The following is a 26,697-nucleotide window of genomic DNA, read 5'->3' as shown; positions in this document are numbered from 1 at the left end:
CGTTATGGCCCGTGGGGTTAACAAAGTCATATTGGTCGGTACATGCGGCCAGGATCCCGAAGTCCGTTACCTGCCTAACGGCAACGCCGTGACCAACCTGAGTCTGGCAACCAGCGAGCAGTGGACCGACAAGCAAAGCGGCCAGAAGGTCGAGAAAACCGAATGGCACCGCGTGTCCATGTTCGGCAAGGTCGCTGAAATCGCTGGCGAATACCTGCGCAAGGGTTCGCAGGTCTACATCGAGGGCAAGCTGCAGACCCGCGAGTGGGAAAAAGACGGCATCAAGCGCTACACCACCGAAATCATCGTCGACATGCAGGGCACCATGCAGTTGCTGGGCGGCCGTCCACAGGGCGATCAGCAAGGCCAGGGCGGCGGCAACAACTACAACCAGTCCGCGCCTCGTCCACAGCAGTCGCGCCCGGCGCCACAACAGGCACCGCAGCAGTCTTACGATCAATCGCCACAGCAGTCTTATGGGCAGCAGCCGCAGCAGTCGCGCCCGGCGCCAAAACCGGCACCGCAGCCGGCAGCGGATTTCGACAGCTTCGATGACGATATTCCGTTCTAAGCCTACATAAGAGTGAAACGTTTCAGACCCTGTCTGTAACGCGTTTCCCCAAAAACCCCAGGCGCTCTGCGCCTGGGGTTTTTTATTTGTCGAGATCCAGCACCTCATGCATCCTCTCGCTAAATGACTCTCTCAACCACGCTGCATGAAATGCCATGTCCTTCTCTGAAACGTGTATCCCGAACCGCAGATAGACCGGCATGCCATTGGCATCCTTGAAGCTCACCTCAATATGAGAGATGGCGGAGAAGGCGGTCATCTGGCAGGGCATGATTTGATCGATATCGCTGTACGGCACTGACCCTTGTGTAGGCGCCCGGGCAGGACGGCGCTGGGTGAAGGTGAAGCGTTGCTGGCGCTCGTCAAAGCAGAAGCCCATCCCTTCAGGCTCGCCAGCGAGCCACCAAAGCAAACAACCTGCCAATACTGGACCGACCATTATCGCCATCAGGGCCATAGCGCTGTCGATAACATCCAGGTAGGCACTCATCGCGCCGGGTTCAGCATAAAACCGATCAATCACGATCACTACCAGCGCGTAGACCGGCAAGGCCAGCAGCAACGCCACGACATACAGCACAGTGCCCAAGGATCCTTCCCGGGGTATTTCGTCCGTGCAATCCCACACCGGCGGGTGTTGATGTTCCATGCAGATGGCTCTCAAGAAAACGTCCTGGCCACCCTTATGGCATAAGCAGGCCGCTCACGTCACCGACTAAGCCGCCACCAACCTACATATCCTGCGGCCGCTCATGCCGCGTCGGCGTCTGCTCCTGATGGTAATGCGGCCGGCACGCCTCGCTGGCCATGGTCTCGTGATTGGCCAGAATGGTCTCGGTCTGCAGGCTGTCGACGCCATCGCTGAACCAGCACGCCAGGGCTGAGTTGCGATTGCCGTGCAGGTTGACGACTTTCAGGCGTTTTTGCGTGTAAGGGGCGTGCGCCGGCGGGGCATCGGGGAATGTCTGAGGCGGCAGCACCAAGGCATCGCCTGGGCGGACCCAGAGGTCGGCCAGGCTGATTTCATTCACGAACGGCCGCCAGCGGGCGACGCTGATCACCAGCGGCAGGTGGACATGCTGCGACAGAAAGACATGCGCGAAGTTGTGATACTCAAGGTCGGTGGGGTTATAGCTCAGCAGTTCGAGCAGGCGCGTATCGCCCAGATAAGGCGACTGATGCCCGGCCCATTTACTGTACCGGCAACGTGTCTTGACCAGGTTGGGGTAGGGGAAGTGAATGCATTCGCCGCTGCGCAGCAGGGTCATGCCAAAGGCCTGGGCGGTTTTCTGAGTGGCCCACAGCGCCTCGTAATGCACTTCGCTGGCGTGAAAATCGAATTCCTTGATGCGGTACGGTGCCCGTTGCGCCGGCACGATTTTCTCGCGCCAGGCGATGCCGCTGTAATGGGTGCCGTACTCCAGGTCCGGTACTGGCGGGCTGAGATCGATCTCTTCGCCTGTGGGGTGTGCGTGCAGCCTGGCCTGGCCCCGGTCGTTATACAGATACGGTTGATAGTGGGTCGCGAGCGGATGCCCGACGCCCTCGTCGATGAACAGCACAGTATTGAAATTCGTCATCGTTGCTGAACCAGATTGGGTAAATAGAAGTGCTTTCAGGACACAAGAATCTTGCGGGTCCAGTCCATCCCGTCCTGACGCCAGGCGCGCACCGCTGCGTAGTTGCTGCCGCATTGCGCCAGGTGCAGTGCGTCGGGATAGAAATAAACCATCAGCAAATGGAAGTTCTCGTCTTCACCGCGCAGGTCCCACAGCACATCGTCCTGCAGGCGTGGCCCTAGCGGCACCAACCGGCTTTCGCTGCAGTCGCGCTGGCCCTGCAAGCAGGCGCCGGTCTCGAAGTTGATCAGCAGGGTCGGGCGCCGGATGAGTTCATAGCGCTGTTCCTGTTGCGGCATGTACCAGTGCTGGCGGCGGTCGCTGCTGTCGGGCACCTGCAAACTGACACGGCCCTTGTCCTCGGGATCGCAACCCAGTGCCAGGCGGTTGCCGCGCTGGTTGTGAATGGCATACAGCGTGGTTTGGGCATCCACCACGGTCTCGGCCTGTTTGATCGCTTTCAGCCTGCCGAACGAGTCATGGGCGAAGCGGGCGCTGATCCTGACCGTCGGCTTGAGACTCTCGCCGGGCGTACCGAAGCCTGCGGCAACACCGTCGATGCCACGCCGCCCGGCGTCATTGCCAACCAGCGCATAGGTCAGGCCGGCCAGCGCGCAGGGCTGCATGTGTCTGCTCAGTTGATCCCATTGCTCGAGCGTTTGCGGCAGTGCGCCGTATTGCAGCAGTGCTTCACGCATCCGGCATGAGGGGGAGTAACGCGGGTCGCGTGGCCAGCGGTCGGTGCTCAGCAGTAGTTTGTAGCCCCTGCGCTGTTTCTGCTCCAGCAATAAGGAGACTGCGGCCCAATAGCGCTCAAACGTATCGTTTTCTGCTGTTGCTGCAGGCGCCGGGTGGTGGCTTTCAACGGCTTGCCTGGTTTGCCCGTCGACCAGCACGATGCGCAGGCACGGCTCGTTGCTGGCGTGCACTTCATCACGATGCACCGGCGGATCCATGATGATGTGCGAATCCTGCCAGTGCGCATCGATCTGCACGGCATGACCGGCGTACCAGCGGCAGGCTTGCTCCAGCGCGTCGCGGGTAGCGCCGGGCTCGACAAAACCGAACACCGGCGTGGTCTCCAGTGTGACCACCTTTGGCTCTTTGGGCGCCGAATCAAGCCAGGCGTCGATGCCGGGGGCGACAAAGGTCGCAAACTCGGCTTTGACCCGGGCTTGCAGGCTGTTCGACTCGCTGCTGTCGACGATCAAGGCATGATTCAGTGCCGCCCCGACGATCACTTGCGTGACGATGTCGACGCCAAACTCCACCAGAAAATCCACATAAGGCTTGGGATCGGTGCTGTCGAATGCGTGCGGCAATTGCTTGAGCCGCTCTTTGAAGGTGGCGGTTGCTGTCTGCGGGCTGGCGAGCAGCGACAATTGCCACAGGCTCACCCGATGGCTGTACACCGCCGCGCTCTGGTCGATAAAACTTTCCGGGCTTTTACCGAATATGCTGCTAAAACCGGCAGAAAAAGCCCCATAACAGCCCGGTTCCGTCAGGTGTGTACGCAGGTGTTGCTCGTAATGCTCGATGGAGTCAAACGTGACGACAAACCAGTCCTCGCCTGGGTGCAGGCTGAAATCGACGTGTTGGCCTGCCGCATAGGCGTTGTCCTGCCAGGTCAGAAGGCGCCTGTCGCTGACCGTGTCCCCGACTTTCTGGCATTCCTTGTTGCTGTTGGCCCAATCCAGGCGATTCAGGCCGCGCCCCAGCAGGTCCAGGCCACCGATGTCTTTTACATTCGACAGGCTGCCGATCAGGGGATTGCTCATGCTGCTCTCCGCTTGCCGCTTGAAATGATCTTGGGGCGCAGTATGTCGGGCAGGGAGTTGTGGCGCAGTCTCAGTCTGGTATCAGATGGCCATGGGACGGGCGGGTACAGCTGGAGTACAATCGCCACTCTTTAGCGTCGTGCCGGCTTTGCCCGCGCAAAAGGGCCGTGCCGTGTCCTCCGATCCTTTGCTTCCCGCTTCGTTGCCCCTCGCCGAGCCCGTTGTGGCCGATGGCCGCGTGCAGCTCGATGCGACCCGGCTCAAGGCATTGCGCAAGACCTTGGGGCTAAGCCAGGAAACCCTCGCCGATGCCTGCCTGAATCGCCACTTATGTGTCTCGATTGCCTCGATCAAGCGCGCCGAAACCGGCAAACCGGTGCTGTATCGCACTGCCCGCCATCTGGCAGCCGCGTTCGAGGTCGACATCGACACCTTGCTGGCGCAAGCGCCGGGGCCTCAGGCGCCTGACGCTCCAGCCAGTGAAGCCGATCTCGATGCGATCCGCTATGTCCTGGCCTTGTGCCTGAGTGCGGCCATTGAAACCCGTGAAGAGGCTGTGCAAATCATCCGGCAATTCGGCGGTGTTGCGCTTGAGCCAAGGCAGGGCACGATGCTGGCGCATTTCGGCACGCCGCTGGCGCATCGCAGTGACAGCGAGCGTGGTCTGCTGTGTGCGCTTGCCCTGTGCCGTGCCGGATTGTTCAAAGCCGGGCAGGCCGTCTATCTGCGCCTGATGCGCCTGGATGACATCGAGATCGTCAATGGCCAGTCGATCAGCGACGCCCCGTCAGCGGGCAGCAGCGTTGCGGTGTATGTGGCGGGCGAACTGGTCGAGCAACTGGGATCGCGTTTCGAATTCCAGCGCCCGGTTGATCCACACACCCTGTGGCATCAGTGCCTGCACGCGCGTACCAGCGAACACAACGCCCCGCGCGAACTGGTCGGGCGAGCCATCGAAATTCTTCAATTCAAGGGCGTGATCGAAGCCACGCTGGAGTATCAGGACGGCCACGTGGTTTACCTGCGTGGCATGGCCGGCATCGGCAAGACGCGGCTGACGGCCGAGTTCGTCGAGATGGCCCGGCAAAATGGCGTGACCTGTCATCGCGGCGATGTGCTGGATTTCGGCATGGACGATGTCTACTGGCCGCTTGGGCAACTGGTGCGCAGCCTGCTGGCGTTACCGGCCGCCGGCGCTCTGGACAGCGCCGCCTTGCAGGCCGAACTGGCCCGGCTGCACTTGAGCGCCGAGCAAGGCGTATTTCTGCAAGTGCTGATGGGCCAGTTCGACACGGGCGAGCGGTTTGCCCTGTACGCCGAGATGAATAACGACGTTCGCGATGCGGGGCTGTTGGCAGCCCTGCGCGAGTTACTGTTGCGCGTGGCGGTGCAGCAGCCGCTGTTACTGTGCCTCGAAGACCTGCACTGGGGCGAGCCTGCGCTGTTCGTGCTGTTGGGCCGCTTGCTTGAGGCTACCAACGAAGCGCCAGTGGTCTGGCTGCTGACCTCACGCCATGAAGATGACCCGCTGGACAGCGTGCTGCGCACGCATTGCTCGAGGCCCATGAGCGTGCTCGACATCGCAGCCCTGCGCCCGCGAGAGGCGCTGGCCCTGGCCGAGCAGTTCACCCATGTCGAGCCGCACTATCGCGCTGATTGTGTGACCCGCGCCCAGGGTAATCCGCTGTTCCTGACCCAGTTGCTCGCCAGCCAGGAAGGGGTATTTCCCGACAGCCTGCGCCATCTGGTGCAAAGCCGCTTCGACCGGCTGATGCCCGAGCAGCGCCGCGCCCTGCGCTATGGCTCGGTGTTCGGCAACCGTTTCGAGCTGGCGCTGCTGCGCCGGGTGCTCGGGCAAAGCGACTATGTGCCGGCCCCCGGCATGCGCCATAACCTGCTGCGTGAGGTCGAACCCGGGCATTACATGTTCGTCCACGACCTGGTCATGCACTGCATTTACGATGCACTGCCGGCCTCGTTGCGCGAGCAATTGCATCAGGAAGTGGCGGCGGTCTATCGCGATCATGATCCGGTACGCTATGCCCGGCACTTGCTGCGCGCCGATGACCCACTGGCCTTCGATGCGCTGCTGGCGGCGATGCAGGTCAAGCGCCAGGCGTGCCAGTATGAAAACATGCTCGGGCTGGCGCGTCAGTGCGAGCATTTTGCCGAGCGTGCAGTGTCCAGCTTCACCCTGGCCTGGCTGTGCGGTCAGGCCTGCGCAGGGCTGGGACGCATGAGCGAGGCCTGTGCGCATTATCAACAGGCCCTGCACCTGGCCGATGGCCCCGACGAACAGATCGAGGCGGCGCTGGAACTGGCGCCGGTGCTCAATCTTCTGGAGCGCCTTGACGAAAAGGCCCGACTGATCGAGCGCATGATGCCCGTGGCTCAGGCCCGGCAGGCCTTTGCGGCCCAGGCGCGGTTGTTGTATCTGCACGGCAACCTGTATTTTCCGCGCGGCGACTATTTGCGCTGCCGGCAACTGCACCAGCAGGCGCTGCAACTGGCCGTGCAGGGCGACAATCGGGAAACCCGCGCCCGGGCCTTGAGCGGCATCGGCGACTCCTGGTATGCCCAAGGGCACATGCAGACCGCCTTCGAGGTGTTCGATCAATGCGTGCAGTTGTGCGAGCAGCACGGCCTGGCGCAGATCGACGCCAGCAACCGCAGTGCGCGTGCCTCTACCCAGCTTTATCTGGGCCAGACGCGCCAGGCACTCAGCGATGCCGAGGCCGCGATCATCGGTAGTCAGCGCCTGGGCAATCACCGCGCTGAAGTGTTCTCGCGCCTCACCCTGGGCTGGGGGTTGCTGGCCATGGGCCGGGCCGCAGAGGCCGAGCCATCGCTGTTACTGGCGCTGGAGCAGGCGCGCCGTCTGGGCGCCCGGCGTTTCGAGGCCCTGTTGCTCGAAGCGCTGGCACGGGCGGCCTTGCAAGGCCAGCAGAGAGATCAGGCCAATGCGTTGATTGGCGAGGCGGCGCATCTGGTCGAGCAATTTCATCTGCAACGCTATATCGGCCCCTGGATCTGCGCCAGCCTGGCGCTGATCGTCACCGACGAAGCCCGCGCGCGTCAGGCGCTGGCGCAAGGTCAGACCTGGCTTGGGCTGGATTGCCTGGCGCATAACGCCCTGCGCTTTCAGGTCACGGCGGCAGAAGTCTGCCTGCTGGTCGGCGATATTCCCCAGGCTGTCCGCCACGCTCAGGCCTTGCAAACCCTGGCCGATTCGGCACCTTGCGCCTGGATCGGACATCACGTTGGCCTGATCGAATTCGCCAGTGGCGGTCCTGTGGATAACGCCGTTGCCCGGTCCCGGCTGAGTGCGCTGCAGCAGCAAGGCCAAACGCTCGGTCTGATCGCCACGATGCCGCGCCTGATGAGCGCGCTGTCCGGGCCTGACACCTTTTGAACCAGAAGGCCGGGCGATTTGTTGGCTGTCCGGTCGAACTTTGCAGCACGAATGAGGATCAGTTTCAGGTGGGCAATGGCCTGTCTTTTGATTTTTTCGACACAGGAGGAGTGGCGTGGCGGCTCAGTTGAAAACCCTGATTCTGGTGTTGATGTTGTCCTTTGCCGGCAGCCTGCCGTTGCAGGCCGCCGAAGTGCCGGCCCTGCCCATGGGGGCTGCGGCCGCCGACAAACCCGATGACAAGGCCGCCTCCGGGCCTGCCGAAAAAACGTCTGACAAAGACGCCACGCCAGACAAAAAAGAACCTGCACAAGACAAACCGGACGCCGCCGCTGAAAAAGAAGCCGACCCCGCACAACCGGAAATCCTGCTTGAAGGCGGCCTGCTGGGCGCACTGAGCAGCAGCATCGGCGATGTGAAAGAGGCACTGAACCTTAACGACAATCTGGTCGACACCTGGCGGGTACGTACCGATCGCGCCGCCAATGAGCTGAATCGCCTGGTCAACAAGCCGTCCGAGCGCACCGGGCTGGAAATGGTCGGCGATTTTCTACTGCTGTCGCTGGTCTGGATCGGCGCGTTCGCCGTGCTCTTTTTCACCGGACGCTTTCTTGCCGGCCGTCTGAACCAGCGTGCCTTCATGAGCACCCGTGGGCGTATCCAGGCATTGCTGCGCTATGTCCTGCCATTTACGGTACCCGCGATCATCTGCCTGCCGCTGACCCTGTATGTCAGCCAGATGCTGCCGTCTTCGGTGGGCCGTGCGCTGGCGCTGTGTTTTGCCTATGCGACCAGCAGCGGTATCGTCTCGACCTCGGTGGTGCTGTGTGTCATCGTCATGTTCAACGGCGGCCACAAGCGCGCAGCCGTGCATATCCTGCGTCAGTACGCGCCGCGCCCGCTGTTCATCATCGGCTTTCTGGCCGCCCTCAGCGATGCGCTGACCAGCCCGCAGATTGCCCGCCAGTTCGGCAGTAACGTGACCACCAGCGTGGCGGTGTTCACCGGCCTGTTCGCCTCGGCGGTGTTCTGCATGCTGGTGGTGCGCATGCGCCGTCCGGTCGCACACCTGATTCGCAATCGAGCCTTGACCAGCCGTCGGCAACAGCCCGCCTTGCAACAGTCGCTCAAAGTGTTTTCCAACCTGTGGCACCTGCCGATTCTGCTGATGATCCTGGTCTCGGCCATCAACCTGATCGGTGCCGGCGAAGACAGCCAGGAAACCTTGCGCTGCGCGCTGTTCACCACCTTGCTGCTGATTGCCACGGTGTTTCTCAGCACCGTTTTCCAGCATTTTTTCAAACAACCGGTCGATCCGGACGGGCGCCGCCAGCATGCCTACAAGGCGCGCCTGCTCAGTCTGCTGTATGCCTGCCTGCGCATTGGCCTGGCCGTGGCATTCATTGAAATACTTGGGCGAATCTGGGGCTTCTCGCTGTTCGAGTTCGCCCAGCGCAACACGCTGGGGCGGGCGATCAGTGACTCGCTGAGCAGCATCGGCCTGATCTTTCTGGTCACCTGGCTGCTGTGGGTGGTGCTCGACACTGCGATTCAGGAAGCGCTCAAGCCACCGGTCAATCAGCGTTCGGGGCGGGCGCCCAGTACCCGGACCAAGACCATTCTGCCGCTGCTGCGCAATGCGATAAAAATCATCCTGGTGGTGATCTGCGCGATTACTACCATGGCCAACCTGGGCATCAACGTCGCGCCACTGCTGGCCGGTGCCGGTGTCGTGGGTCTGGCCATCGGTTTCGGTTCTCAGCAACTGGTGCAGGACGTGATCACCGGCCTGTTCATCATCATCGAAGACACTTTCTCGATCGGCGACTGGGTGGTGCTCAGTACCGGCCATTCCGGCACCGTCGAAAGCCTGACCATCCGTACCGTGCGCCTGCGTGACGGCAAGGGCTTCGTGCACTCGGTGCCGTTCGGCCAGATCAAGGCAGTCACTAACCAGTCACGCCAGTTCGCCTATGCGTTCTTCTCGGTGCAGTTCACCTATGACACCGACATCGACGAAGCGCTGGCGCTGATTCGTGAAACCGGCCATTCGATCAGCGAAGACATACTGCTCAAGCACAACCTGCAAGGCCCGCTGGAAGTGTTCGGCGTGGACCGCATGGACCTCAACGGCGTGGTGCTCACCGCGCAGTTCCGCACTTCGTCGGGCGGGCAATACAGCGTTGGCCGGGCGTTCAACGAACGGCTCAAGAAGCGTGTCGACCAGCATCCGAAGGTCAGCTTCGCGCAAACTTATCCACAGGTGGTCATGCAGCCGGGTGCCGCCCATGCAAGCTCGCCACCGGCAGCCCTCGAGGGGCCGCCTGCACCGGCCTGAACCTTGGGCGCCCGCCCGCCGGGCGCCGACACCGTGCAACTGTTGGGCCCGCGCGGGCAACGTGATATGTTTGCAGGCGTTTGTATTCCAATGAACTGATGAATTCGATACCGAGCCTGCTGACTTTATGCGAATGCGCCTTATGCTGTTGGGCGGCGGGAATGCCCTCGGGCAGGCGCTGATACGTCTGGGTGCCGAGGAAGACGTTGGCTTCCTCGCGCCGCGTCCGCCACAAGATGGTTGGGACGCTGCCAGCCTCACGCAACTGCTCGATGACACCCGCCCCGATGCCTTGATCAACCTGGCCTATTACTTCGACTGGTTCCAGGCCGGCACCGTTAGCGAAACGCGCCTGAACGCTCAGGAGCGCGCTGTAGAGCGTCTGGCTGAACTGTGCCAGCACCATAACATCATGCTGATCCAGCCTTCCAGCTATCGGGTTTTCGATGGCTCGCGGGCCACCGCCTACAGCGAAAAAGACGAGCCGGTGCCACTGGGCCTGCGGGGCCAGGCGCTATGGCGCATCGAGCAAAGCGTGCGTGCGGCCTGCCCGCTGCATGTACTGGTGCGCTTCGGCTGGCTGCTCGACGACAGCGCCGATGGCGTGCTGGGACGCTTTCTCAAGCGTGCCGAAACCCCGCAAGAGCTGCTGCTGGCCGATGACCGGCGTGGCAATCCGACGCCAGTCGACGATGCCGCCCGTGTGTTGCTTTCGGTTCTCAAGCAGCTCGATTGCGAAGCGCCGCTGTGGGGCACCTATCATTACGCCGGCCATGAGGCCACCACGCCTCTGGCTTTGGGCCAGGCTGTGCTGACCGAGGCGCGCCTGCTGCACGAACTGGCCATCGAATCGCCGACGGCGCAGGCGCATGCCGCGCAGCCGGACGCCAACGAAGAACCGCAGCACGCGGTACTGGCCTGCAAGAAAATCCTCCACACTTTCGGCATCAAGCCGCGTGCCTGGCGCGCCGGGTTGCCTGTTCTGCTCGACCGGTATTATCGACATGTCTGATGCTCCAATCCTGATCACGGGCGGTGCCGGCTTCATCGGTTCGCACCTGACCGACGCCTTGCTGGCCAAGGGTTATGCGGTGCGCATCGTCGACGACCTGTCCACCGGCAAGCGCAGCAACCTGCCGCTGGACAACCCGCGTGTCGAACTGATCGAAGGCGATGTCGCTGATGCCGCGCTGCTGAGCAGTGCCGCCCAGGGTTGCCAGGCCGTGGTGCACCTGGCGGCCGTCGCCTCGGTGCAAGCCTCGGTCGATGATCCGGTGCACACGCATCAGAGCAACTTCATCGGCACCCTGAATGTCTGCGAAGCCATGCGCCAGGCGGGCATCAAGCGCGTGCTGTTTGCCTCCAGCGCTGCGGTGTACGGCAACAATGGTGAAGGCGAGCCGATTGGCGAAGACACCACCAAATCCCCGCTGACACCCTATGCCGTCGATAAACTGGCCAGCGAGCAATACCTGGACTTCTATCGCCGCGAGCATGGCCTGGAGCCGGTGGTGTTTCGCTTCTTCAATATCTTCGGCCCACGCCAGGACCCGTCCTCACCGTACTCGGGGGTCATCAGCATCTTCGCCGACTATGCAAGCCAGGGCAGGCCGATCACTGTCTTCGGTGACGGCGAACAGACCCGCGACTTCTTTTACATCGGCGACCTGACCAAGCTGCTGCTCCAGGCCCTGGAGCAACCGGCACCGCAGGAAGGCGCGATCAACGTCGGTCTGAACCGCACCACCTCGCTCAACCAATTGCTGAGCACGCTCGAAGAAGTCCTCGGCAGCCTTCCACCGGTGACCTATCAGGCGCCGCGCCAGGGCGATATCCGCCACTCCCGCGCCAATAACCAGCGCCTGCTGGAGCGATTCACGCTGGAGACCCCTACGCCTCTGGGCGAAGGACTGGCAAAACTGCTGGGCCGCTGAGCGTGTACGTCCCGCACCGCTTGGTCGGCTCTGCGCTCAATGAAAAAGGCGCCTCATTGCTGAGGCGCCTTTTTTATCGTTGGTGTAATCAGAACTTGTAACCCACCCCCACCATGTACACCCACGGATCAATATCCACATCGACCTTGGTCTTGCCGATGCTCAGCGCCGAAGGGCCATCAACGGTGGCTTTGGTGTCGATGTCGACGTACCAGACCGAGGCGTTGAGCAGGAAATTATCGGTCAGCAGGTAATCCACGCCCACCTGGCCGGCCAGGCCCACCGAGTCCTTGAGCTTCAGGTTGCTGAAGCCCTGGTCCTTGCGGTTGCCGGTCAGGTCGGTGTCGAAGAACTTGGTGTAGTTGATGCCCACGCCGACATAAGGCTGCAAGGGCGACGAGGCGGCCATCGGGTAGTACTGCAGCGACAGGGTCGGCGGCAGTTGCTTGATGTCGGCCAGTTTGCCGTCAAGACCGGCACCCAGGCCGCTGACCGAAACGGTGTGGCTGAACGGGGTGGCGGCCAGCAGTTCGATACCAACGTGTTCATTGAGCATGTAGGCGAAGGTCAGCCCCAGCTGGTTTTCACCGTCCACCGACGCCTTGGTACCCGACACGCGCGTGCCGTCCAGACGCAGTTCGCCGCTGTCTTCATGCGGGTCGACGTGCGCCACGCCGGCACGCACGATGAAGTCGCCCGGCTGATAAGCCTGTGCGGCGACAGGGACGGTGAGGGCGAGTGCACACAACGAGGCGCACAGCAGGGACTTGTTCATGGGGGCTCCAGAGCGATTGAAAAGTGCTGGAGTCATAGTAAAAGTGCGTCTGCGACGCGGCTTTGACTCAGCTCAATGAAATCTCAATCAAGCCCCTGAATGTTTAAGAGTCCGACAACTCATAAACAAAAATCTTGTCGGCAACCATTTGATAACCGGCCTCGGCCAGTTCACTGGTCGAATGTTTAGCCTGCATCGGCCCTTCGATCCAGTACGGCTGGTACAGCTCTTCGACCTTCACGCCCAGCTCGCTGGTGACATGCACGATCTGGTTGGCCGGTGGTGGCGGCACATGAATGCAGGCGCCGAAATACGGCACCAGCAGAAACTCCGTCACCCGGCCTTCCTCGCTGACTTCCAGCGGCACGATGTAGCCCGGCAGGCGCACCTGCTTGCCGTCCAGCGCCTTGACCACCGGCGCGTCGGGCGCTACCTGGCTGGCTGCCGGTGCCGCTTCCATGGCCAGCGCGTCGGACAATTTGGACATGTCGTGCAGCGGCTGGGTGACCGGCGCCACCACCGGTGCGTCCGGCGGAATCATTTCGGCCCAGGTCAGCACCCGTGGCTCGGCGGCCCAGGACGACAAGGGCAGGCATAACAGCAGGGCTGGCAGCAAGGCCGGCAACAAAGAGAGCAGGCGCCCCATGGTCAACATCCTCATAAGCGAATCGACAGCCCATCGGCCAGGGACTGTCGATAGGCGCGCCAGGCGGGTACGACACCCATCACCAGCGCAGCGCCAAGAATGCCAGCAAGCAACGTCCATTCATATTGGCTCGGCCAGGAAAGCGCCAGATACAGGCCGTATTCCGACTGCACGTAGCCTTGCGCCACCGCGATGCCCAGATACAACAGCGCAAGGCCGGCAATCACACCGATCAACGCCAGTGCGAAGGCTTCCAGAATCAACAGGCTGGCGACATGCCAGGGCCGCGCGCCCACCGAACGCAAAATGGCCATTTCCCGGCGCCGTTCGTTGAGGCTGGTAAGGATCGCCGTGAGCATGCCGATCAGGCCTGTCAGCACTACGAACAGCGAAATCACGAACAGTGCTTTCTCGGCAGTGCCCATCAGGCTCCACAGCTCTTGCAAAGCGACACCCGGCAGAATCGCCAGCAGCGGTTCGCCCCGGTATTCATTGATCTCGCGTTGCAGGGCGAAGGTCGAAATCTTGCTGTTCAGGCCCAGCATTACCGCCGTAATGGCGGTTGGCGTCAGGTCCATGTTGCGCGCCTGATCGGCGGAGACTCGCTCGTTGCCACGCGCTGGCGCACCGTTATGCCAGTCGATATGGATCGCCTCCATGCCGCCCAGGCTGATGTGCAGCGTGCGGTCCACCGGCGTACCGGTGCGCTTGAAGATACCGACCACGGTGAACGGCTTGTCGTCATGCTTGACCAGGCTGATCGCCGCCACGCCATGGGCCAGCACCAGCTTGTCGCCGAGCTTGTAATGCAGCGCCTCGGCCACTTCGGCCCCCAGCACCACCTCGAACGGATCACTCTGGAATGGCCGGCCCTGCGCCAGCTCCAGCGGCTGCTGGCGGCCATAGCGGTAATGCTCGAAGTACGACGCGTTGGTGCCCATCACCCGGTAGCCGCGGTGTGAATCGCCCAATGAAATGGGAATGGCCCACTTCACCTGGCGATGATTGGCGAAGTGCTCGAAGCTGTCCCAGCGAATATTGTTGGTGGCATTGCCGATGCGAAACACCGAGTACAGCAGCAGGTTGACCGAGCCAGAACGGGCGCCGACGATCAGGTCGGTGCCGCTGACGGTGCTGGCGAAACTGGTCCGCGCTTCGGTGCGCACCCGCTCCACGGCCAGCAACAGACACACCGACAGGGCAATGGCAAAGGCGGTCAGAAATGCAGTGAAACGGCGGTTGGCCAGGCTGGCCATGGCCAGGCGAAACAGATACATCTCAATTCTCCACGGCGACGGTGGCGCGATTGAGCTCGGCCAGTGACAGATTGCGGTCGAACAGCGGCGCCAGGCTCTGATCGTGGCTGACAAACAGCAGGCTCGCCCCGGCGGCGCGACATTCGGCGAACAACAAGTGCAGAAAGGCTTCGCGGGCATCGGCGTCCAGCGCCGAGGTCGGCTCGTCGGCGATCACCAGTTCCGGCTGGCCGATCAAGGCACGAGCGGCAGCGACGCGCTGTTGCTGGCCGATCGACAATGAGTCAGCACGGCGCTCCAGCAACGCCGGGTCCTTGAGGCCCAGATGCTCAAGCAGGGCGACTGCGGCTTTTGCCACCGAGCCATGACGATCACCGGCACGCGCGGCGCGGACCTTGGAGAAATGACATGGCAACTCGACGTTTTCACGCACCGACAGAAACGGCAGCAGGTTGAACTGCTGGAAGATGTAGCCGGTGTGATCGACCCGAAAACGGTCGCGGGCACTGGCCGACAGGTCTTTGAGTTCCTGGCCCAGCAAGCGAATGCTGCCGCTGCCCTGGGTCTGCACCCCGCCCAGCAGGCCGAGCAGGGTGGTCTTGCCGCTGCCGCTGGGGCCTTTGAGAAACAGCGTCTCGCCCGCTTCCAGACGAAACGCCGGGATATCCAGCAGCGCGGGTTGGCCCGGCCAGTTGAAACGCAGGTCCGACAGCTCGATCAGTGCCTGGCTCATGGTCTTAGAACTTGACGATCGGGTTGGCGGCGATCACTTCGGCACCCGACTGGCCGCCCGGCGAGATCAACTGCACTTGCAGTTTTTTGGTGGCCGGGAAGGTCTTGAAGATCTGGGTCAGGTCGAGTTTTTTCAGGATGGCCGGTGCGTCGCAGGTGAAGATGTATTTGCCGTGGATTTCACTGTGTTCATGCTCGTGCTCACCCGCCTTGGCAGCTGCGTCGTGGTCGTGATCGTCGTCCTTGTCGCCGAACAGCGGGCTTTCCAGCTTCACTGAACGCGCCGAGCAGTGCGCGGCCTCGGCAATGCTGAACAGCGTGTTGGGCTTGAGCAGTTGCTCACGGGCCTTGGCGACCTTGGCCTTGTCTTCGTCGCTGGTGGCCTCGTGCTCGAAGCCGACAATGTTCATGGCCGGGCTTTCGAATTGCATCTCCAGGGTCTTGCCTTCCAGCACCACGTCCAGACGCCCGACACCGTGTTCATGCGCGCCCAGGCTGCCGTGCTCGTGATCATGGTCGTGATCGTGCTCAGGTGCCGCCTGGGCAAAGGTCAGGGGCAGCAGGGCAAAAGGCAGGGCGAGCAGCAGACGGCGCATAACGTACTCCGGGCGGGTGGTTTTAAATGTAATGTGATCTTATAACAATAAGCTGGCCAGAGGCCGGTTTTTTTCTGAACGCTTCCTTAACCGCTCGCGTGAGCGTGCAACCGGAAGATATGGGAGCATGGGCGCCTGATTATCAAAGGAGCAGAGCATGTTGCGGATTCGTGGAAGCATTGGCCAGTGGCCGGTCGATCTGACCATTGAACTGGATGAAAGTGACTGGGCACAGTTGGGTGCGAGCCTCAAGGCCGTAGCACCTGAAATGGCGCCTGCAACGCCGCCCGAGCCCGCCCCGCGCAGCCCGGTCACTCAGGACGACCGGCTCTGGCAGGATGCCCAACAGCTGCTGCAAACCGCCGGCAGCCTGAATGGCCCGGACCTACTGAGCCAGCTGGAAGCCCTGACCGGCAGCGCTGCCGCCGGCAAGCGCCTGCTGGTACGCCTGCGCCACAGCGCCAACGTCAAGGTTGAAAGCGGTGCCGATGCACCGCTGTATCACTGGGTCGCTTAGTACAAGGCTGCAAAAAGTTTGCGCCGGTAAGTGGTCACCAGCGGGTGATCGTTGCCCAGCAGTTCGAACACTTGCAGCAAGGTTTTGTGCGGCAGGCCTTCGCTGTAGCTGCGATTACGTGTGAACAACTTGAGCAGGCCGTCCAGCGCCGCTTCGTACTGCTGGCGCGACAGCTGTTGAATCGCCAGTTGGTAAACCGCCTCGTCGTCCTGCGGGTTCTGCGCCACACGGCTTTTGAGTTCTGCGCTTTCAGGCAGTTGCGCCGCCTGGGCCAGAAACGTCAGTTGCGCCTTGGCGCCGGCCAGTTCGGCCTTGTGCGCATCGTCGTTCTTGACGGCATCGAGCACGGTGCGCGCTTCGCCCAGCTCGCCCCGCTCGGCCAGGCAGCGGGCATACAGGATCAGGCCCAGTGCATTGCTGTTGTCTTCGCTCAGCAGCGCCTTGAGCTGCGCCTCGGCTTCGGCGAAGCGGCTTTCGGCAAACAGCGTTTGTGCCTGCTTGAGCGGATCGGCGCTGACCGGGGCCGGCAGTGCGACATGCGGCTCCAGCAGCTTACGGACTTCCGACTCCGGCTGGGCACCGGCGAAACCGTCCACCGGCTGGCCGTCCTTGAACAGCACCACGGTCGGCAGGCTGCGGATGCCGAAACGAGCGACGATGTCCTGTTCGGTATCGCAATTGACCTTGGCCAGGATCAGGTTGCCCTGATAACTCTCGGTGATCTGCGCCAGCAGTGGCATCAAAACCTTGCACGGCGCACACCACTCGGCCCAGAAATCGACCAGCACCGGCTGCTCGAACGACTTCTCGATGACCTGTTGATCGAAAGTGGCGACGGTGACGTCGTAGATGTAGGAAGTGTCCTGGCTCATTGTGTGCCTCACAAAATCGTAATGCCGCCAACTATAAAGGTCACAAGACTTTGCCGAAAGCGGCGCAGGGCGTTAGCGGATGGCGTGATACAGGCTCACGCTGCGAAACTCGTACGGCTCGGCCAGATCCGGCAAGGTCAGCGCCTGCAAGCCGGCCAGCCGACGATACGCCGGGTGCTGGAAATCACGCACTCGCGAGTCCGCCACCAGCGCTTCGCGGCCACGACTCAGAAACTGGTCGAGCAGCGGCAGGTTGGCGCGGTCGTAGAGCACATCGGCCACCAGAATCAGGTCGAAACGGTCGGCCTCGGCAAAGAAATCTGCCGAATAACCCAGCTCTACGCCATTAAGCGCCGCATTGGCCCGACAAGCCGCCAGCGCCAGTGGGTCCAGGTCACAGGCCACCACTTCCAGCGCGCCGGCCCTGGCTGCCGCAATCGCTGCCACGCCAGAACCTGCACCGAAATCCAGTACGCGCTTGCCAGCCACCCATTCAGGCTGCGCGGCGAGAAAGCGCGCCAGTGCCAGGCCGCTGGCCCAGCAGAAGCTCCAGTACGGCGGCTCTTCGAGAATGCGCCGGGTTTCTTCGGGGCTGAAGGCCCGGTCCATATTGTCAGCGTCGATCAGCCACAGGCTCAGCTCGGTGTCCGGCAAGGGCGTGGCGACCAGTTGCGCATCGCCGAGCAACGCGCTCAGCGCCTGTTGCAGCGCCCTCACGGTGCCTTGACGAGTTGCAACGGCCCCAGCGCCTGAGTCACCGGCTGGTCGATGCGCAGCGACGGCAAGTGCAGGATCAACTGCCCTGACTGAATGGCGCGGCCGCGCAGTTCGACTTTGGCATCCGTCGGAAACGCTTCCGGGTTGAAGCGCAACTGGAAGGGCAGGGACTGGCCGTTGCCCTTGAGCAGGGTATTGGTCAGCAGTTTCTGCGGGCGGCCACGCTCGTCGATGACCAGCATGGCCAGTTCGACCTCGGCACCGGCCGGCACGCCAAGTAACTGGCCGCTCAGCTCGCGCTGGTGCGCTTGCAACGGTCCCGGACCTTCCGGGGTCTTGATCACCGGCACGGTCGTGGGCGCCGCCGGCTGCTTGGGGGCATCGTTACTGCTGCAGGCGGCCAGCAGGGCCGCAAAACCGAGCAGCAAAATACGTCTTGGTGTCATGAAGGCTCCAGCGAAACGGTAAGGGAGCATAAAGCGGCTCCGGCAGGCAGTATGGATCAATAGCGGCAGTTTCATATTGCAATGCCTGCGTGTCCATCCCCCGATGCATCCCCACATGGCTTGTCTTGCCGGCGGGATGCGCTACCATGGCGCTCCTCTTTATCCAGTGGCTTGCCACCATGCACTGTCCGTTCTGCGCCGCCAATGACACCAAGGTCATCGATTCGCGCCTGGTTGCCGAAGGCGAGCAGGTCCGTCGCCGCCGCGAGTGCCTGGCCTGCGGCGAGCGTTTCACCACCTTCGAGACCGCCGAACTGGTCATGCCGCGCCTGATCAAACAGGACGGCCGGCGTCAGCCTTTCGACGAAGAAAAGCTGCGTGCCGGCATGCAGCGCGCCCTGGAAAAACGCCCGGTCAGCGTCGAGCGCCTGGAAGCGGCGCTGGCGCACATCAAGCACAAGCTGCGGGCCACCGGTGAGCGCGAGGTCAAGTCGCTGGTCGTCGGTGAACTGGTCATGGGCGAGCTGCAAAAGCTCGATGAAGTCGCCTATATTCGTTTCGCTTCGGTGTACCGGCGTTTTCAGGACCTCAACGAATTTCGCGAAGAAATCGAGCGGCTGGCTCGTGAGCCAGGCAAGGAATGAGCAGCGAGCAAGCGATTCTCGACGCCCATTACATGGCGCGTGCGCTGGAACTGGCGCGCCAGGGCCTGTATTCCACCCATCCCAATCCACGGGTCGGCTGTGTCATCGTCCGTGACGGTCAAGTCGTCGGCGAAGGTTGGCACGTACGCGCCGGCGAGCCGCATGCCGAAGTGCATGCCCTGCGTCAGGCCGGCGAACGCGCCCGTGGCGCCACCGCCTATGTAACGCTTGAGCCGTGCAGCCACCATGGCCGCACCCCGCCGTGTGCCGATGCGCTGGTCAATGCCGCCGTCGGCCGTGTGGTTGCCGCCATGCAGGACCCCAACCCGCAAGTCGCCGGCCGTGGCCTGCAGCGTCTGCAGGACGCCGGCATTGCGGTGCACAGCGGCGTGCTCGAAGGCGAGGCGCGGGCGCTGAACCAAGGCTTTATCAAACGCATGGAAACCGGCCTGCCGTATGTGCGGGTCAAACTGGCGATGAGCCTCGACGGACGCACCGCCATGGCCAGCGGCGAAAGCCAGTGGATCACCGGCCCCGGCGCCCGTGCCGCCGTGCAGCGCCTGCGGGCGCAATCGAGCGTGGTGCTGAGCGGCGCCGACACGGTGCTGATCGACAATGCGCGGCTGACCGTGCGCCCCGACGAGTTGGGCCTTGCCCCTGACGTCACCGCCCTGGCCGCCGCACGTCCACCGTTGCGCGTATTGATCGACGGCCGCCTGCGCGTGCCGCTGAACGCCAGCTTCTTTCAGGCCGGCCCTGCGCTGGTGGCCGCGTGTGCCGGTCAGAGCGCTGAAAACACTTATCGCGAGCAAGGCCATGAACTGCTGAACCTGCCCGGTGCCGACGGCCATGTCGACCTGCTGCGCCTGCTCACCGAGCTGGGCGCACGCGGCGCCAACGAGGTACTGGTCGAAGCCGGTGCGCGCCTGGCCGGCGCTTTTGCGCAGGCAGGGCTGGTCGACGAATTCCAGATTTTCATTGCCGGCAAATTTCTCGGCTCCTCTGCCAGGCCGTTGCTCGACCTGCCGCTGGTGCAGATGAGCGAAGCGCTGGAACTGAACATCACTGATATCCGCGCCGTCGGCAATGACTGGCGCGTCATCGCTCACCCGGCGCCGAGACGCAGCGTATAATTTCCGGCTTTGCCCGAACGCACCTCGACGTGCAGCCCGTTCCTGCGGAGGACCTCCATGTTTACCGGCATCATCGAATCCATCGGCAGCATCCGTGCCCTGACCCCCAAAGGCGGTGACGTGCGCGTCTACGTCGAAACCGGCAAGCTCGACCTGGGCGACGTCAAGCTCGGCGACAGCATCGCGGTCAACGGCGTATGCCTGACTGCCGTCGAGCTGCCCGGCGACGGTTTCTGGGCCGATGTCAGCCGCGAAACCCTCGATGTCACGGCGTTCGTCGACCTCAAGACCGGCAGCCGCGTCAACCTGGAAAAAGCCCTGACCCCAAGCTCGCGCCTGGGCGGGCATCTGGTCAGCGGCCACGTCGACGGCGTGGGCGAAATCGTTTCTCGCGAAGAAAACGCCCGCGCCATCCAGTTTCGCGTGCGCGCGCCCAAAGAACTGGCCAGGTACATCGCCCACAAAGGCTCGATCACCGTCGACGGCACCAGCCTGACCGTCAACGCCGTGCATGGCGCCGAGTTCGAACTGACCATCGTCCCGCACACACTGGCCGAAACCATCATGGCCGACTACCGCCCGGGCCGTAAGGTCAACCTCGAAGTCGACCTGCTGGCTCGTTACCTGGAACGCCTGCTGCTGGGCGACAAGGCCGCAGAGCCTGGCCAGGGCGGCATCACCGAAAGCTTTCTGGCCGCCAACGGCTACCTGAAGTCCTGAATTAAGGGGGTGCCGCGTGGCGCTCAACACGATTGAAGAACTGATCGAAGACATTCGTCAGGGCAAAATGGTCATCCTCATGGATGACGAAGACCGCGAGAACGAAGGCGACCTGATCATGGCCGCCGAATGCGTCAAGGCCGAGCACATCAACTTCATGGCCCGCTTCGCGCGCGGCCTGATCTGTATGCCCATGACCCGCGAGCGCTGCGAACTGCTCAAGCTGCCGCTGATGGCGCCGCGCAACGGTTCCGGCTTCGGCACCAAGTTCACCGTTTCGATCGAGGCGGCCGAAGGCGTGACCACCGGCATCTCCGCCGCCGACCGCGCACGCACCGTGCAAGCGGCTGCGGCCAAGGATGCCAAGGCTGAAGACATCGTCAGCCCCGGCCACATTTTTCCGCTGATGGCCCAGGCCGGCGGCACCTTGTCCCGCGCCGGCCATACCGAGGCGGCCTGCGACCTGGCGCGCATGGCCGGTTTCGAGCCGAGCGGGGTGATCTGCGAAGTGATGAACGACGACGGCACCATGTCGCGCCGTGCAGAGCTTGAAACCTTTGCCCTGGAACACAACATCAAGATCGGCACCATCGCCGACCTGATTCACTACCGGATGACCCACGAACGTACCGTTCAGCGGATTTCCGAGCAGCCGCTGGACAGCGAGCTGGGGCATTTCAACCTGGTCACCTACCGTGACTCGGTCGAAGGCGATGTGCACATGGCTCTGACCCTGGGCAAGATCTGCGCCGAAGAAGCGACCCTGGTCCGGGTGCACAACATGGACCCGCTGCGCGACCTGCTACTGGTCAAACAGCCCGGCCGCTGGAGCCTGCGCGCCGCCATGACTGCGGTGGCCGAGGCTGGCAGCGGTGTCGTGCTGCTGCTCGGTCACCCGCTCGACGGCGACGTGCTGCTGGCGCACATTCGTGAAGCCACCGGCCAGCAACCGGTCAAAATGCCGAGCACTTACAGCACCGTAGGGGCCGGCTCGCAGATTCTTCGCGACCTGGGCGTGCGCAAAATGCGCCTGATGAGTTCGCCAATGAAGTTCAATGCGATATCCGGTTTCGATCTGGAAGTTGTAGAATACGTGCCTTCTGAATGACAGCTGCCACGCGGACCTGCCAAAACTCACGTTTTGCAGGTCCGCGTTGCGTGTTGGCATTCTGACCTGACCCTTTTAAAAGTCCGCCATCTGGGCGGGCTTGCTCTTTAATACGAGACCCAGCCGAATGACCCTGAAGACCATCGAAGGTACCTTCATCGCCCCCAAAGGCCGCTACGCCCTGGTAGTGGGCCGCTTTAACAGCTTCGTCGTCGAAAGCCTGGTGAGCGGTGCCGTCGATGCGCTGGTTCGCCACGGTGTGAGCGAAAGCGACATCACCATCATCCGTGCACCGGGTGCCTTCGAAATCCCGCTAGTCGTGCAAAAAGTCGCCCAGCGCGGTGAGTTCGCGGCCATCGTTGCCCTGGGCGCAGTGATTCGTGGCGGCACCCCGCACTTCGAATACGTGGCTGGCGAATGCGTCAAGGGCCTGTCCCAGGTCTCGATGGAATTCGGTCTGCCGGTCGCCTTCGGCGTGCTGACCGTCGACACCATCGAACAAGCCATCGAGCGTTCCGGCACCAAGGCCGGCAACAAGGGCGCAGAAGCGGCCCTCTCGGCGCTGGAAATGGTCAGCCTGCTGTCGCAGTTGGAGGCCAAGTGATTTCCGACGATACCGATCAGTTCAACCCGCGCGAACCCAAGTCGCCCGACGTCGCCAAAAGCAAGAGCGCCAAGCGTCGCGAAGCCCGGCAGATGGCAACCCAGGCCCTGTACCAGTGGCACATGGCAAATCATTCGCTGAACGAAATCGAAGCGCAGTTTCGCGTCGACAACGATTTCAGCAACGTCGACGGCGCCTATTTCCGTGAGCTGCTGCACGGTGTGGCGACCTACAAGACCGAGATCGACACCGCTCTCAAGCCTTGCCTGGACCTGACCATCGAAGAACTCGACCCGGTCGAACTGGCGGTCCTGCGCCTGTCCACCTTCGAACTGCTCAAGCGCATCGACGTGCCTTACCGCGTCGTGATCAACGAAGGCATCGAGCTGGCCAAGGTCTACGGTTCCACCGACGGCCACAAGTTCGTCAACGGTGTGCTCGACAAGCTGGCGCCGCACCTGCGCGCCGCTGAAGTGCAGGCTTACAAGCGCTGATTTGCGCCTGTACTGTCCATGGGTGAGTTCGAGCTGATCCGTCACTACTTCGCCGCCGCGCCCTGTGCGCGGGCTGGCGAATCTGTCGCGCTGGGCATTGGTGACGACTGCGCGCTACTCACCCTCGCGCCGGGCGAGCAACTGGCGGTGTCTACCGACACGCTGGTCGCCGGCGTACATTTTCCGGCGGTCTGCGACCCGCTGCTGCTCGGTCAGCGCGCCCTTGGCGTGTCGGCCAGCGACCTTGCTGCGATGGGCGCCCGCCCGATCGGCTTCACCCTGGCCCTGACCGTTCCCGACTTCAATGCCGACTGGCTGCAAGCCTTTGCCCAAGGCCTGAACCGCATGGCCGAAGGCTGCAACCTGCGCCTGATCGGCGGCGATACCACTCGCGGCCCTTTAAGCCTGACTCTCACCGTCTTCGGCGCCGTGCCCACCGGCTTTGCCCTGACCCGTGGTGCTGCCAAAGCTGGCGACTTGCTGTGCGTCGGCGGTGAGCTGGGCGATGCAGCGGGAGCCTTGCCGCTGGTGCTGGGCCAGCGCAGCGCCGAACCTGCGCTGGCCGAACCGCTGCTGGCGCGCTACTGGGCGCCACAACCGCAGTTGGCGCTGGGTCAGGCATTGCGTGGCAAGGCCACGGCAGCGCTGGATATCTCGGACGGCCTGCTGGCCGACTGCGGGCATATCGCCAAGGCTTCGGGCGTGCGCTTGCTGGTCGAGCGCGAGCGCTTGCCGTTGTCTGCCGCACTGCTTGGCTTTCTGGGCCAGGACGCCGCGCAACAGGCGGCGCTCAGCGGTGGCGACGACTATGTGCTGGCCTTCACCCTGCCTGCCGAACACCTGAGCGGCTTGCAGGTGGCTGGCTGGCCGGTGCAGGTCATCGGTCGCGTGGTGGCGGGCGAGGGCGTGGCGCTGATCGATGCTGCTGGCCGGGACATCACCCCGGCGGTGCGCGGCTATCAACATTTCGAGAGTCTGAGTGAATAACAACCCCGACAAAGTTTCAGCCGAGTATGTCCCGCCCTCGGTGTGGACCAATCCCTGGCATTTCATGGCCTTTGGCTTTGGCACCGGCACGATGCCCAAGGCGCCGGGTACCTGGGGCTCGCTGATCGCCCTGCCGTTCATGCCGCTGTGGCAAATGCTGCCCGACTGGGGGTACTGGCTGATGCTGGCCATTACCACGCTGTTTGGCTGCTGGCTGTGCGGCAAGGTCGCCGATGACCTGGGCGTGCACGATCACGAAGGCATCGTCTGGGACGAAATGGTCGGCATCTGGATCACCCTGTGGCTGGCCCCCGAAGGCTGGCTATGGTTGCTGGCAGGTTTTGTGCTGTTTCGCTTCTTCGACATCCTCAAACCCTGGCCCATCAGTTGGGTCGACCGACATGTACACGGTGGTTTGGGCATCATGCTTGACGATGTCTTGGCGGCCGTTCTGGCGTGGCTGTCGCTGCAAGGGCTGGCGTGGGTCGTTGAACTCATCTAGCTTTTGGATATTAACGGACGAAAATTCGGCATAAGCGTCGCTCAGAACCTGCTGTTACAATGCCGGCCTTGCCAGTTTCCCTATTGAGGAGCACACGGTGCCCGTCGTTTTTGTCGCCGCTTCCAAGCTGCCCACGCCTTTCGCACAGTTCACCATGCATGGCTTTCTTGAGTCGGCCACCGGGCGCGAGCACGTTGTCCTGAGCCTGGGCGACATCGCCGATGGCGCGCCGGTACTGGGGCGCGTGCATTCCGAATGCCTGACCGGCGATGCGCTGTTCAGCCAGCGCTGCGACTGCGGCTCGCAACTGGAAGCCGCACTGCGTGCCATCGCCACCGAAGGCCGGGGTGTGCTGCTGTATCTGCGTCAGGAAGGGCGCGGCATCGGTCTGATGAACAAGATCCGTGCCTATGAACTGCAGGACGGCGGTGCCGACACCGTCGAAGCCAACGAGCGCCTGGGCTTTGCCGCCGACCAGCGTGACTACGCCATCTGCCTGCCGATGCTCCAGCACCTGGGTGTCGAGTCGCTGCGCCTGATGACCAATAACCCGCGCAAGGTCAAAGCCCTGACCGACATGGGCATCAAGGTCGCCGAGCGCGTGCCGCTGCACACCGGTCATAACCCGCACAACAAACTCTACCTGGCCACCAAGGCCGGCAAGCTCGGGCACATGATGGGCAACGAGCACCAGAGCGAGGTCGACCCGGCGTGACCCGCGGCCAGGTCTACCAGCGCCTCGAACTGGCGTGGTGGCGGCAACTGGGCCTGACCCTGGCGCCGCTGCTGGTGGCCTGCGTGTTCTTTACGGTCTCCGAGCCCGGCATCGTGGCGCTGCTGGTGTTTCTGGCCGGTATCGGTTCGCTGTTCATCAGCTTCAAGCTCTACGGCGCCTTCAAGCGCGCTCTGGAGCTGACCCGCAACGCCCTCGATACCCCCGACGAACCCGCCGCCTGGCTGAGGCTCGCCGCCGTACGCCGTACCGCCTTCCTCGCCGCCAGCTTGCCTGCCTGGTTCGCGGCCGTTGGCATATTGTTCAGCTTGCATGCGGTGGCGGTGGTACTGCTGGCGCTGGCCAGTCTGGGGATGTTGGGGGTGTACCGCATTCCACGGCTGGTGCCGGTGCCGCCGGCGGTTTGAGGGTTTATTCGTAGTCTCCCGGCCAGACCTTTTCCGTGTACTTCACGGTAGGCTGCAACACGGTGCGCAGAAAGGCCAGGTACTGCTCGAAAAGTTCGTCGTCCGGAAAGCGAACATCGAAACCCTGATTCACATCCTCACAGTGCTGGACGATGATGCGGTATTTGCGGTCCACCGTGACGAAGTTGAATTCGTCCCAGGGTAAGCCCGGATGATGTCTGGGTGATGGGCGCTGCCACGACATCAAGGCCCCGCCCGTACCCACTAGAATGAATATTGGAGCGAAGATGGTCAGTAATGCCGAGCCGACAAAAATGCCTAGAAAGATTGTCGCCAGCACAAAGACAATAACGATGCCCTTGAACAGGTCTTCTGTGTACTCGGGGTAGTAGAGGCATTCGTCGCTTTCTACATGGTCAGGGTAAACCCGGTAGTTGAAGAGGGTTTTTTGGCGAACCCCAGCCAGGATGGCGAAGGAGGTTAAAAGCAGGGCGACAGTGATAAATATCGGAAAGTCATAGCTCTCGATAGTGGCTAGATCGAGTGACCAGAGTATACCGGCCAAGACTATTCCGGGCGCGCCAAAAGAAAATAGTATGGCAAATTTTCTGTCGCGGGGAGGGTGGATAATTGCCTTGAGCGACCAGGTCATTAGTTTTAGGGCCTCTTTGTCGGAGACTTGTTCTGTAGCTGGATTGTCAGTGCTCATGTTTTCGTTTTTTTAAATGTTTTTATGGGGAGCTGGCTCTTGAGTGGAAATGCAGGCGAGGCTGATGCTGTACCGCATTCTGCCGCTGTTGCCGTTAGCGGTTTGAAGGGTTACTGGTAACTCCCCGGCCATACCTTTTCGGTGTACTCCACCGTTGGCCGTAGCACGGTGCGCAAAAACGCCAGATACTGCTCGAATAGAGCGTTGTCGGGAAAGCGAACTTCGAAACCCAGCGTGACGTCAGTGCAGTGATGAACGATGATGCGGTACTTGCGATCCACCGTGACGAAGTTGAATTTATCCCAAGGCAGGCCTGGACGGTGCTTGGGCAGTGGCCGCTGCCACGACATCAAGGCCCCGCCCGTACCCAATAGAATGAACACCGGACCGAAGACGGCCAGTAGTATCGAGCCGACAAAAATGCCTAGAAAGATTGTCGCCAGCACG

Annotated in this window: 27 protein-coding genes and 2 pseudogenes; 16 read left to right on the top strand and 13 right to left on the bottom strand. The window is 62.4% G+C overall.

The features are described from left to right. Positions 1-4 precede the first annotated feature (4 nt). Positions 5-571 (top strand): single-stranded DNA-binding protein, encoded by a 567-nt coding sequence (locus ACYP2A_RS22530; RefSeq protein ID WP_459748179.1) that lies wholly within the window; start codon positions 5-7, stop codon positions 569-571. Between the two features lie 82 nt (positions 572-653). Here the strand turns inward: ACYP2A_RS22530 and ACYP2A_RS22525 are convergent, their stop codons facing one another. The 3 genes from ACYP2A_RS22525 to ACYP2A_RS22515 form a co-directional block, all read right to left on the bottom strand. Continuing rightward, entirely contained in the window at positions 654-1,160 is a 507-nt protein-coding gene (locus ACYP2A_RS22525) for a hypothetical protein (protein WP_459748178.1), read from the bottom strand. A 142-nt stretch (positions 1,161-1,302) separates the two neighbouring features. After that, a complete protein-coding gene (locus ACYP2A_RS22520) occupies positions 1,303-2,151 on the bottom strand; it encodes a hypothetical protein (RefSeq protein WP_459748177.1) in 849 nt (282 codons plus the stop codon). 35 nt (positions 2,152-2,186) lie between these two features. Continuing rightward, positions 2,187-3,968 (bottom strand): MAC/perforin domain-containing protein, encoded by a 1,782-nt coding sequence (locus ACYP2A_RS22515; protein ID WP_459748176.1) that lies wholly within the window; start codon positions 3,966-3,968, stop codon positions 2,187-2,189. 172 nt (positions 3,969-4,140) lie between these two features. On the opposite strand from ACYP2A_RS22515, the gene ACYP2A_RS22510 reads away from it, so the two are divergent. The 4 genes and pseudogenes from ACYP2A_RS22510 to ACYP2A_RS22495 all read left to right on the top strand — a co-directional run bounded on the left by ACYP2A_RS22510 (position 4,141) and on the right by ACYP2A_RS22495 (position 11,652). Continuing rightward, positions 4,141-7,380: an AAA family ATPase gene (locus ACYP2A_RS22510; protein WP_459748175.1), complete on the top strand. Its 3,240-nt coding sequence runs from the start codon at positions 4,141-4,143 to the stop codon at positions 7,378-7,380. A 115-nt stretch (positions 7,381-7,495) separates the two neighbouring features. Continuing rightward, positions 7,496-9,812: pseudogene (locus tag ACYP2A_RS22505) on the top strand (mechanosensitive ion channel family protein). 33 nt (positions 9,813-9,845) lie between these two features. After that, positions 9,846-10,730: a sugar nucleotide-binding protein gene (locus ACYP2A_RS22500; protein WP_459748174.1), complete on the top strand. Its 885-nt coding sequence runs from the start codon at positions 9,846-9,848 to the stop codon at positions 10,728-10,730. Then, complete coding sequence (locus ACYP2A_RS22495) at positions 10,723-11,652, top strand: NAD-dependent epimerase/dehydratase family protein (protein ID WP_459748173.1); 930 nt, start codon at positions 10,723-10,725, stop codon at positions 11,650-11,652. Before ACYP2A_RS22500 ends, ACYP2A_RS22495 begins: the two co-directional genes overlap by 8 nt. 88 nt (positions 11,653-11,740) lie before the next feature. Here the strand turns inward: ACYP2A_RS22495 and ACYP2A_RS22490 are convergent, their stop codons facing one another. From ACYP2A_RS22490 to ACYP2A_RS22470, 5 genes are all read right to left on the bottom strand, one after another. After that, the gene (locus ACYP2A_RS22490) at positions 11,741-12,427 is read right to left on the bottom strand and encodes an OmpW/AlkL family protein (protein WP_459748171.1); all 687 of its coding nucleotides are present in this window, start codon (positions 12,425-12,427) and stop codon (positions 11,741-11,743) included. Positions 12,428-12,530: 103 nt separating this feature from the next. Further along, positions 12,531-13,088 carry a DUF3299 domain-containing protein gene (locus ACYP2A_RS22485; protein WP_459748170.1) on the bottom strand — a complete coding sequence of 186 codons (558 nt, stop codon included), beginning with the start codon at positions 13,086-13,088 and terminating at the stop codon, positions 12,531-12,533. Then, complete coding sequence (locus ACYP2A_RS22480) at positions 13,085-14,350, bottom strand: ABC transporter permease (RefSeq protein WP_459748167.1); 1,266 nt, start codon at positions 14,348-14,350, stop codon at positions 13,085-13,087. Before ACYP2A_RS22480 ends, ACYP2A_RS22485 begins: the two co-directional genes overlap by 4 nt. A 1-nt stretch (position 14,351) precedes the next feature. Next, on the bottom strand, positions 14,352-15,062 hold the full coding sequence (locus tag ACYP2A_RS22475; RefSeq protein ID WP_459748166.1) for an ABC transporter ATP-binding protein: 711 nt from the start codon (positions 15,060-15,062) through the stop codon (positions 14,352-14,354). Positions 15,063-15,066: 4 nt separating this feature from the next. After that, positions 15,067-15,657 carry a DUF2796 domain-containing protein gene (locus ACYP2A_RS22470; protein ID WP_459748165.1) on the bottom strand — a complete coding sequence of 197 codons (591 nt, stop codon included), beginning with the start codon at positions 15,655-15,657 and terminating at the stop codon, positions 15,067-15,069. Between the two features lie 157 nt (positions 15,658-15,814). On the opposite strand from ACYP2A_RS22470, the gene ACYP2A_RS22465 reads away from it, so the two are divergent. Further along, positions 15,815-16,174, top strand: a complete 360-nt coding sequence (locus ACYP2A_RS22465; RefSeq protein WP_459748164.1) for a hypothetical protein — start codon at positions 15,815-15,817, stop codon at positions 16,172-16,174. On the opposite strand, the gene trxA is transcribed toward ACYP2A_RS22465, so the two are convergent. From trxA to ACYP2A_RS22450, 3 genes are all read right to left on the bottom strand, one after another. Further along, on the bottom strand, positions 16,171-17,046 hold the full coding sequence (trxA, locus tag ACYP2A_RS22460; RefSeq protein ID WP_459748163.1) for a thioredoxin: 876 nt from the start codon (positions 17,044-17,046) through the stop codon (positions 16,171-16,173). The two genes, ACYP2A_RS22465 and trxA, sit on opposite strands and share 4 nt — an antisense overlap. A gap of 72 nt (positions 17,047-17,118) precedes the next feature. Beyond that, positions 17,119-17,763: a class I SAM-dependent methyltransferase gene (locus ACYP2A_RS22455; protein WP_459748162.1), complete on the bottom strand. Its 645-nt coding sequence runs from the start codon at positions 17,761-17,763 to the stop codon at positions 17,119-17,121. Further along, on the bottom strand, positions 17,760-18,209 hold the full coding sequence (locus tag ACYP2A_RS22450) for a hypothetical protein (protein ID WP_459748161.1): 450 nt from the start codon (positions 18,207-18,209) through the stop codon (positions 17,760-17,762). The genes ACYP2A_RS22455 and ACYP2A_RS22450 overlap by 4 nt, the downstream gene beginning before the upstream one ends. Before the next feature lie 179 nt (positions 18,210-18,388). On the opposite strand from ACYP2A_RS22450, the gene nrdR reads away from it, so the two are divergent. The 10 genes from nrdR to ACYP2A_RS22400 all read left to right on the top strand — a co-directional run bounded on the left by nrdR (position 18,389) and on the right by ACYP2A_RS22400 (position 25,541). After that, the gene (gene nrdR, locus ACYP2A_RS22445; RefSeq protein WP_459748208.1) at positions 18,389-18,853 is read left to right on the top strand and encodes a transcriptional regulator NrdR; all 465 of its coding nucleotides are present in this window, start codon (positions 18,389-18,391) and stop codon (positions 18,851-18,853) included. Next, positions 18,850-19,986: a bifunctional diaminohydroxyphosphoribosylaminopyrimidine deaminase/5-amino-6-(5-phosphoribosylamino)uracil reductase RibD gene (ribD, locus tag ACYP2A_RS22440; RefSeq protein WP_459748159.1), complete on the top strand. Its 1,137-nt coding sequence runs from the start codon at positions 18,850-18,852 to the stop codon at positions 19,984-19,986. Before nrdR ends, ribD begins: the two co-directional genes overlap by 4 nt. A 57-nt stretch (positions 19,987-20,043) precedes the next feature. After that, positions 20,044-20,706, top strand: coding sequence for a riboflavin synthase (locus tag ACYP2A_RS22435; RefSeq protein WP_459748157.1), 663 nt, complete (start codon positions 20,044-20,046; stop codon positions 20,704-20,706). Between the two features lie 16 nt (positions 20,707-20,722). Then, on the top strand, positions 20,723-21,814 hold the full coding sequence (ribBA, locus tag ACYP2A_RS22430; protein WP_459748156.1) for a bifunctional 3,4-dihydroxy-2-butanone-4-phosphate synthase/GTP cyclohydrolase II: 1,092 nt from the start codon (positions 20,723-20,725) through the stop codon (positions 21,812-21,814). 127 nt (positions 21,815-21,941) lie between these two features. Continuing rightward, a complete protein-coding gene (gene ribH, locus ACYP2A_RS22425; RefSeq protein WP_056836201.1) occupies positions 21,942-22,418 on the top strand; it encodes a 6,7-dimethyl-8-ribityllumazine synthase in 477 nt (158 codons plus the stop codon). Beyond that, positions 22,415-22,912 (top strand): transcription antitermination factor NusB, encoded by a 498-nt coding sequence (gene nusB / locus ACYP2A_RS22420; protein ID WP_459748155.1) that lies wholly within the window; start codon positions 22,415-22,417, stop codon positions 22,910-22,912. The genes ribH and nusB overlap by 4 nt, the downstream gene beginning before the upstream one ends. Positions 22,913-22,930: 18 nt before the next feature. Then, positions 22,931-23,899 carry a thiamine-phosphate kinase gene (thiL, locus tag ACYP2A_RS22415; RefSeq protein WP_459748154.1) on the top strand — a complete coding sequence of 323 codons (969 nt, stop codon included), beginning with the start codon at positions 22,931-22,933 and terminating at the stop codon, positions 23,897-23,899. Then, positions 23,892-24,401 (top strand): phosphatidylglycerophosphatase A family protein, encoded by a 510-nt coding sequence (locus ACYP2A_RS22410; RefSeq protein WP_459748153.1) that lies wholly within the window; start codon positions 23,892-23,894, stop codon positions 24,399-24,401. The genes thiL and ACYP2A_RS22410 overlap by 8 nt, the downstream gene beginning before the upstream one ends. Positions 24,402-24,498: 97 nt before the next feature. After that, complete coding sequence (gene ribA, locus ACYP2A_RS22405; RefSeq protein WP_459748151.1) at positions 24,499-25,116, top strand: GTP cyclohydrolase II; 618 nt, start codon at positions 24,499-24,501, stop codon at positions 25,114-25,116. Continuing rightward, positions 25,113-25,541, top strand: a complete 429-nt coding sequence (locus ACYP2A_RS22400) for an MFS transporter (protein ID WP_459748150.1) — start codon at positions 25,113-25,115, stop codon at positions 25,539-25,541. The genes ribA and ACYP2A_RS22400 overlap by 4 nt, the downstream gene beginning before the upstream one ends. 4 nt (positions 25,542-25,545) lie before the next feature. On the opposite strand, the gene ACYP2A_RS22395 is transcribed toward ACYP2A_RS22400, so the two are convergent. Continuing rightward, the gene (locus tag ACYP2A_RS22395; RefSeq protein ID WP_459748149.1) at positions 25,546-26,250 is read right to left on the bottom strand and encodes a hypothetical protein; all 705 of its coding nucleotides are present in this window, start codon (positions 26,248-26,250) and stop codon (positions 25,546-25,548) included. Positions 26,251-26,360: 110 nt separating this feature from the next. Next, positions 26,361-26,697: pseudogene (locus ACYP2A_RS22390) on the bottom strand (permease); the annotation flags it as partial.

The sequence above is a fragment of the Pseudomonas sp. 3A(2025) genome (assembly GCF_054589175.1).
Note: the sequence above shows the minus strand (reverse complement) of the source record. Positions and strands in the feature narration are given on the sequence as shown.

What these genes read in the sequence shown, in the direction of transcription:
- ACYP2A_RS22530 (WP_459748179.1), top strand. Translation starts at nt 5, where the DNA reads ATGGCCCGTGGGGTTAACAAAGTCATATTGGTCGGTACATGCGGCCAG.
- ACYP2A_RS22520 (WP_459748177.1), bottom strand. Translation starts at nt 2,151, where the DNA reads ATGACGAATTTCAATACTGTGCTGTTCATCGACGAGGGCGTCGGGCAT.
- ACYP2A_RS22515 (WP_459748176.1), bottom strand. Translation starts at nt 3,968, where the DNA reads ATGAGCAATCCCCTGATCGGCAGCCTGTCGAATGTAAAAGACATCGGT.
- ACYP2A_RS22500 (WP_459748174.1), top strand. Translation starts at nt 9,846, where the DNA reads ATGCGAATGCGCCTTATGCTGTTGGGCGGCGGGAATGCCCTCGGGCAG.
- ACYP2A_RS22495 (WP_459748173.1), top strand. Translation starts at nt 10,723, where the DNA reads ATGTCTGATGCTCCAATCCTGATCACGGGCGGTGCCGGCTTCATCGGT.
- ACYP2A_RS22490 (WP_459748171.1), bottom strand. Translation starts at nt 12,427, where the DNA reads ATGAACAAGTCCCTGCTGTGCGCCTCGTTGTGTGCACTCGCCCTCACC.
- ACYP2A_RS22485 (WP_459748170.1), bottom strand. Translation starts at nt 13,088, where the DNA reads ATGAGGATGTTGACCATGGGGCGCCTGCTCTCTTTGTTGCCGGCCTTG.
- ACYP2A_RS22480 (WP_459748167.1), bottom strand. Translation starts at nt 14,350, where the DNA reads ATGTATCTGTTTCGCCTGGCCATGGCCAGCCTGGCCAACCGCCGTTTC.
- ACYP2A_RS22475 (WP_459748166.1), bottom strand. Translation starts at nt 15,062, where the DNA reads ATGAGCCAGGCACTGATCGAGCTGTCGGACCTGCGTTTCAACTGGCCG.
- ACYP2A_RS22470 (WP_459748165.1), bottom strand. Translation starts at nt 15,657, where the DNA reads ATGCGCCGTCTGCTGCTCGCCCTGCCTTTTGCCCTGCTGCCCCTGACC.
- ACYP2A_RS22465 (WP_459748164.1), top strand. Translation starts at nt 15,815, where the DNA reads ATGTTGCGGATTCGTGGAAGCATTGGCCAGTGGCCGGTCGATCTGACC.
- trxA (WP_459748163.1), bottom strand. Translation starts at nt 17,046, where the DNA reads ATGAGCCAGGACACTTCCTACATCTACGACGTCACCGTCGCCACTTTC.
- ACYP2A_RS22450 (WP_459748161.1), bottom strand. Translation starts at nt 18,209, where the DNA reads ATGACACCAAGACGTATTTTGCTGCTCGGTTTTGCGGCCCTGCTGGCC.
- nrdR (WP_459748208.1), top strand. Translation starts at nt 18,389, where the DNA reads ATGCACTGTCCGTTCTGCGCCGCCAATGACACCAAGGTCATCGATTCG.
- ribD (WP_459748159.1), top strand. Translation starts at nt 18,850, where the DNA reads ATGAGCAGCGAGCAAGCGATTCTCGACGCCCATTACATGGCGCGTGCG.
- ACYP2A_RS22435 (WP_459748157.1), top strand. Translation starts at nt 20,044, where the DNA reads ATGTTTACCGGCATCATCGAATCCATCGGCAGCATCCGTGCCCTGACC.
- ribH (WP_056836201.1), top strand. Translation starts at nt 21,942, where the DNA reads ATGACCCTGAAGACCATCGAAGGTACCTTCATCGCCCCCAAAGGCCGC.
- thiL (WP_459748154.1), top strand. Translation starts at nt 22,931, where the DNA reads ATGGGTGAGTTCGAGCTGATCCGTCACTACTTCGCCGCCGCGCCCTGT.
- ACYP2A_RS22395 (WP_459748149.1), bottom strand. Translation starts at nt 26,250, where the DNA reads ATGAGCACTGACAATCCAGCTACAGAACAAGTCTCCGACAAAGAGGCC.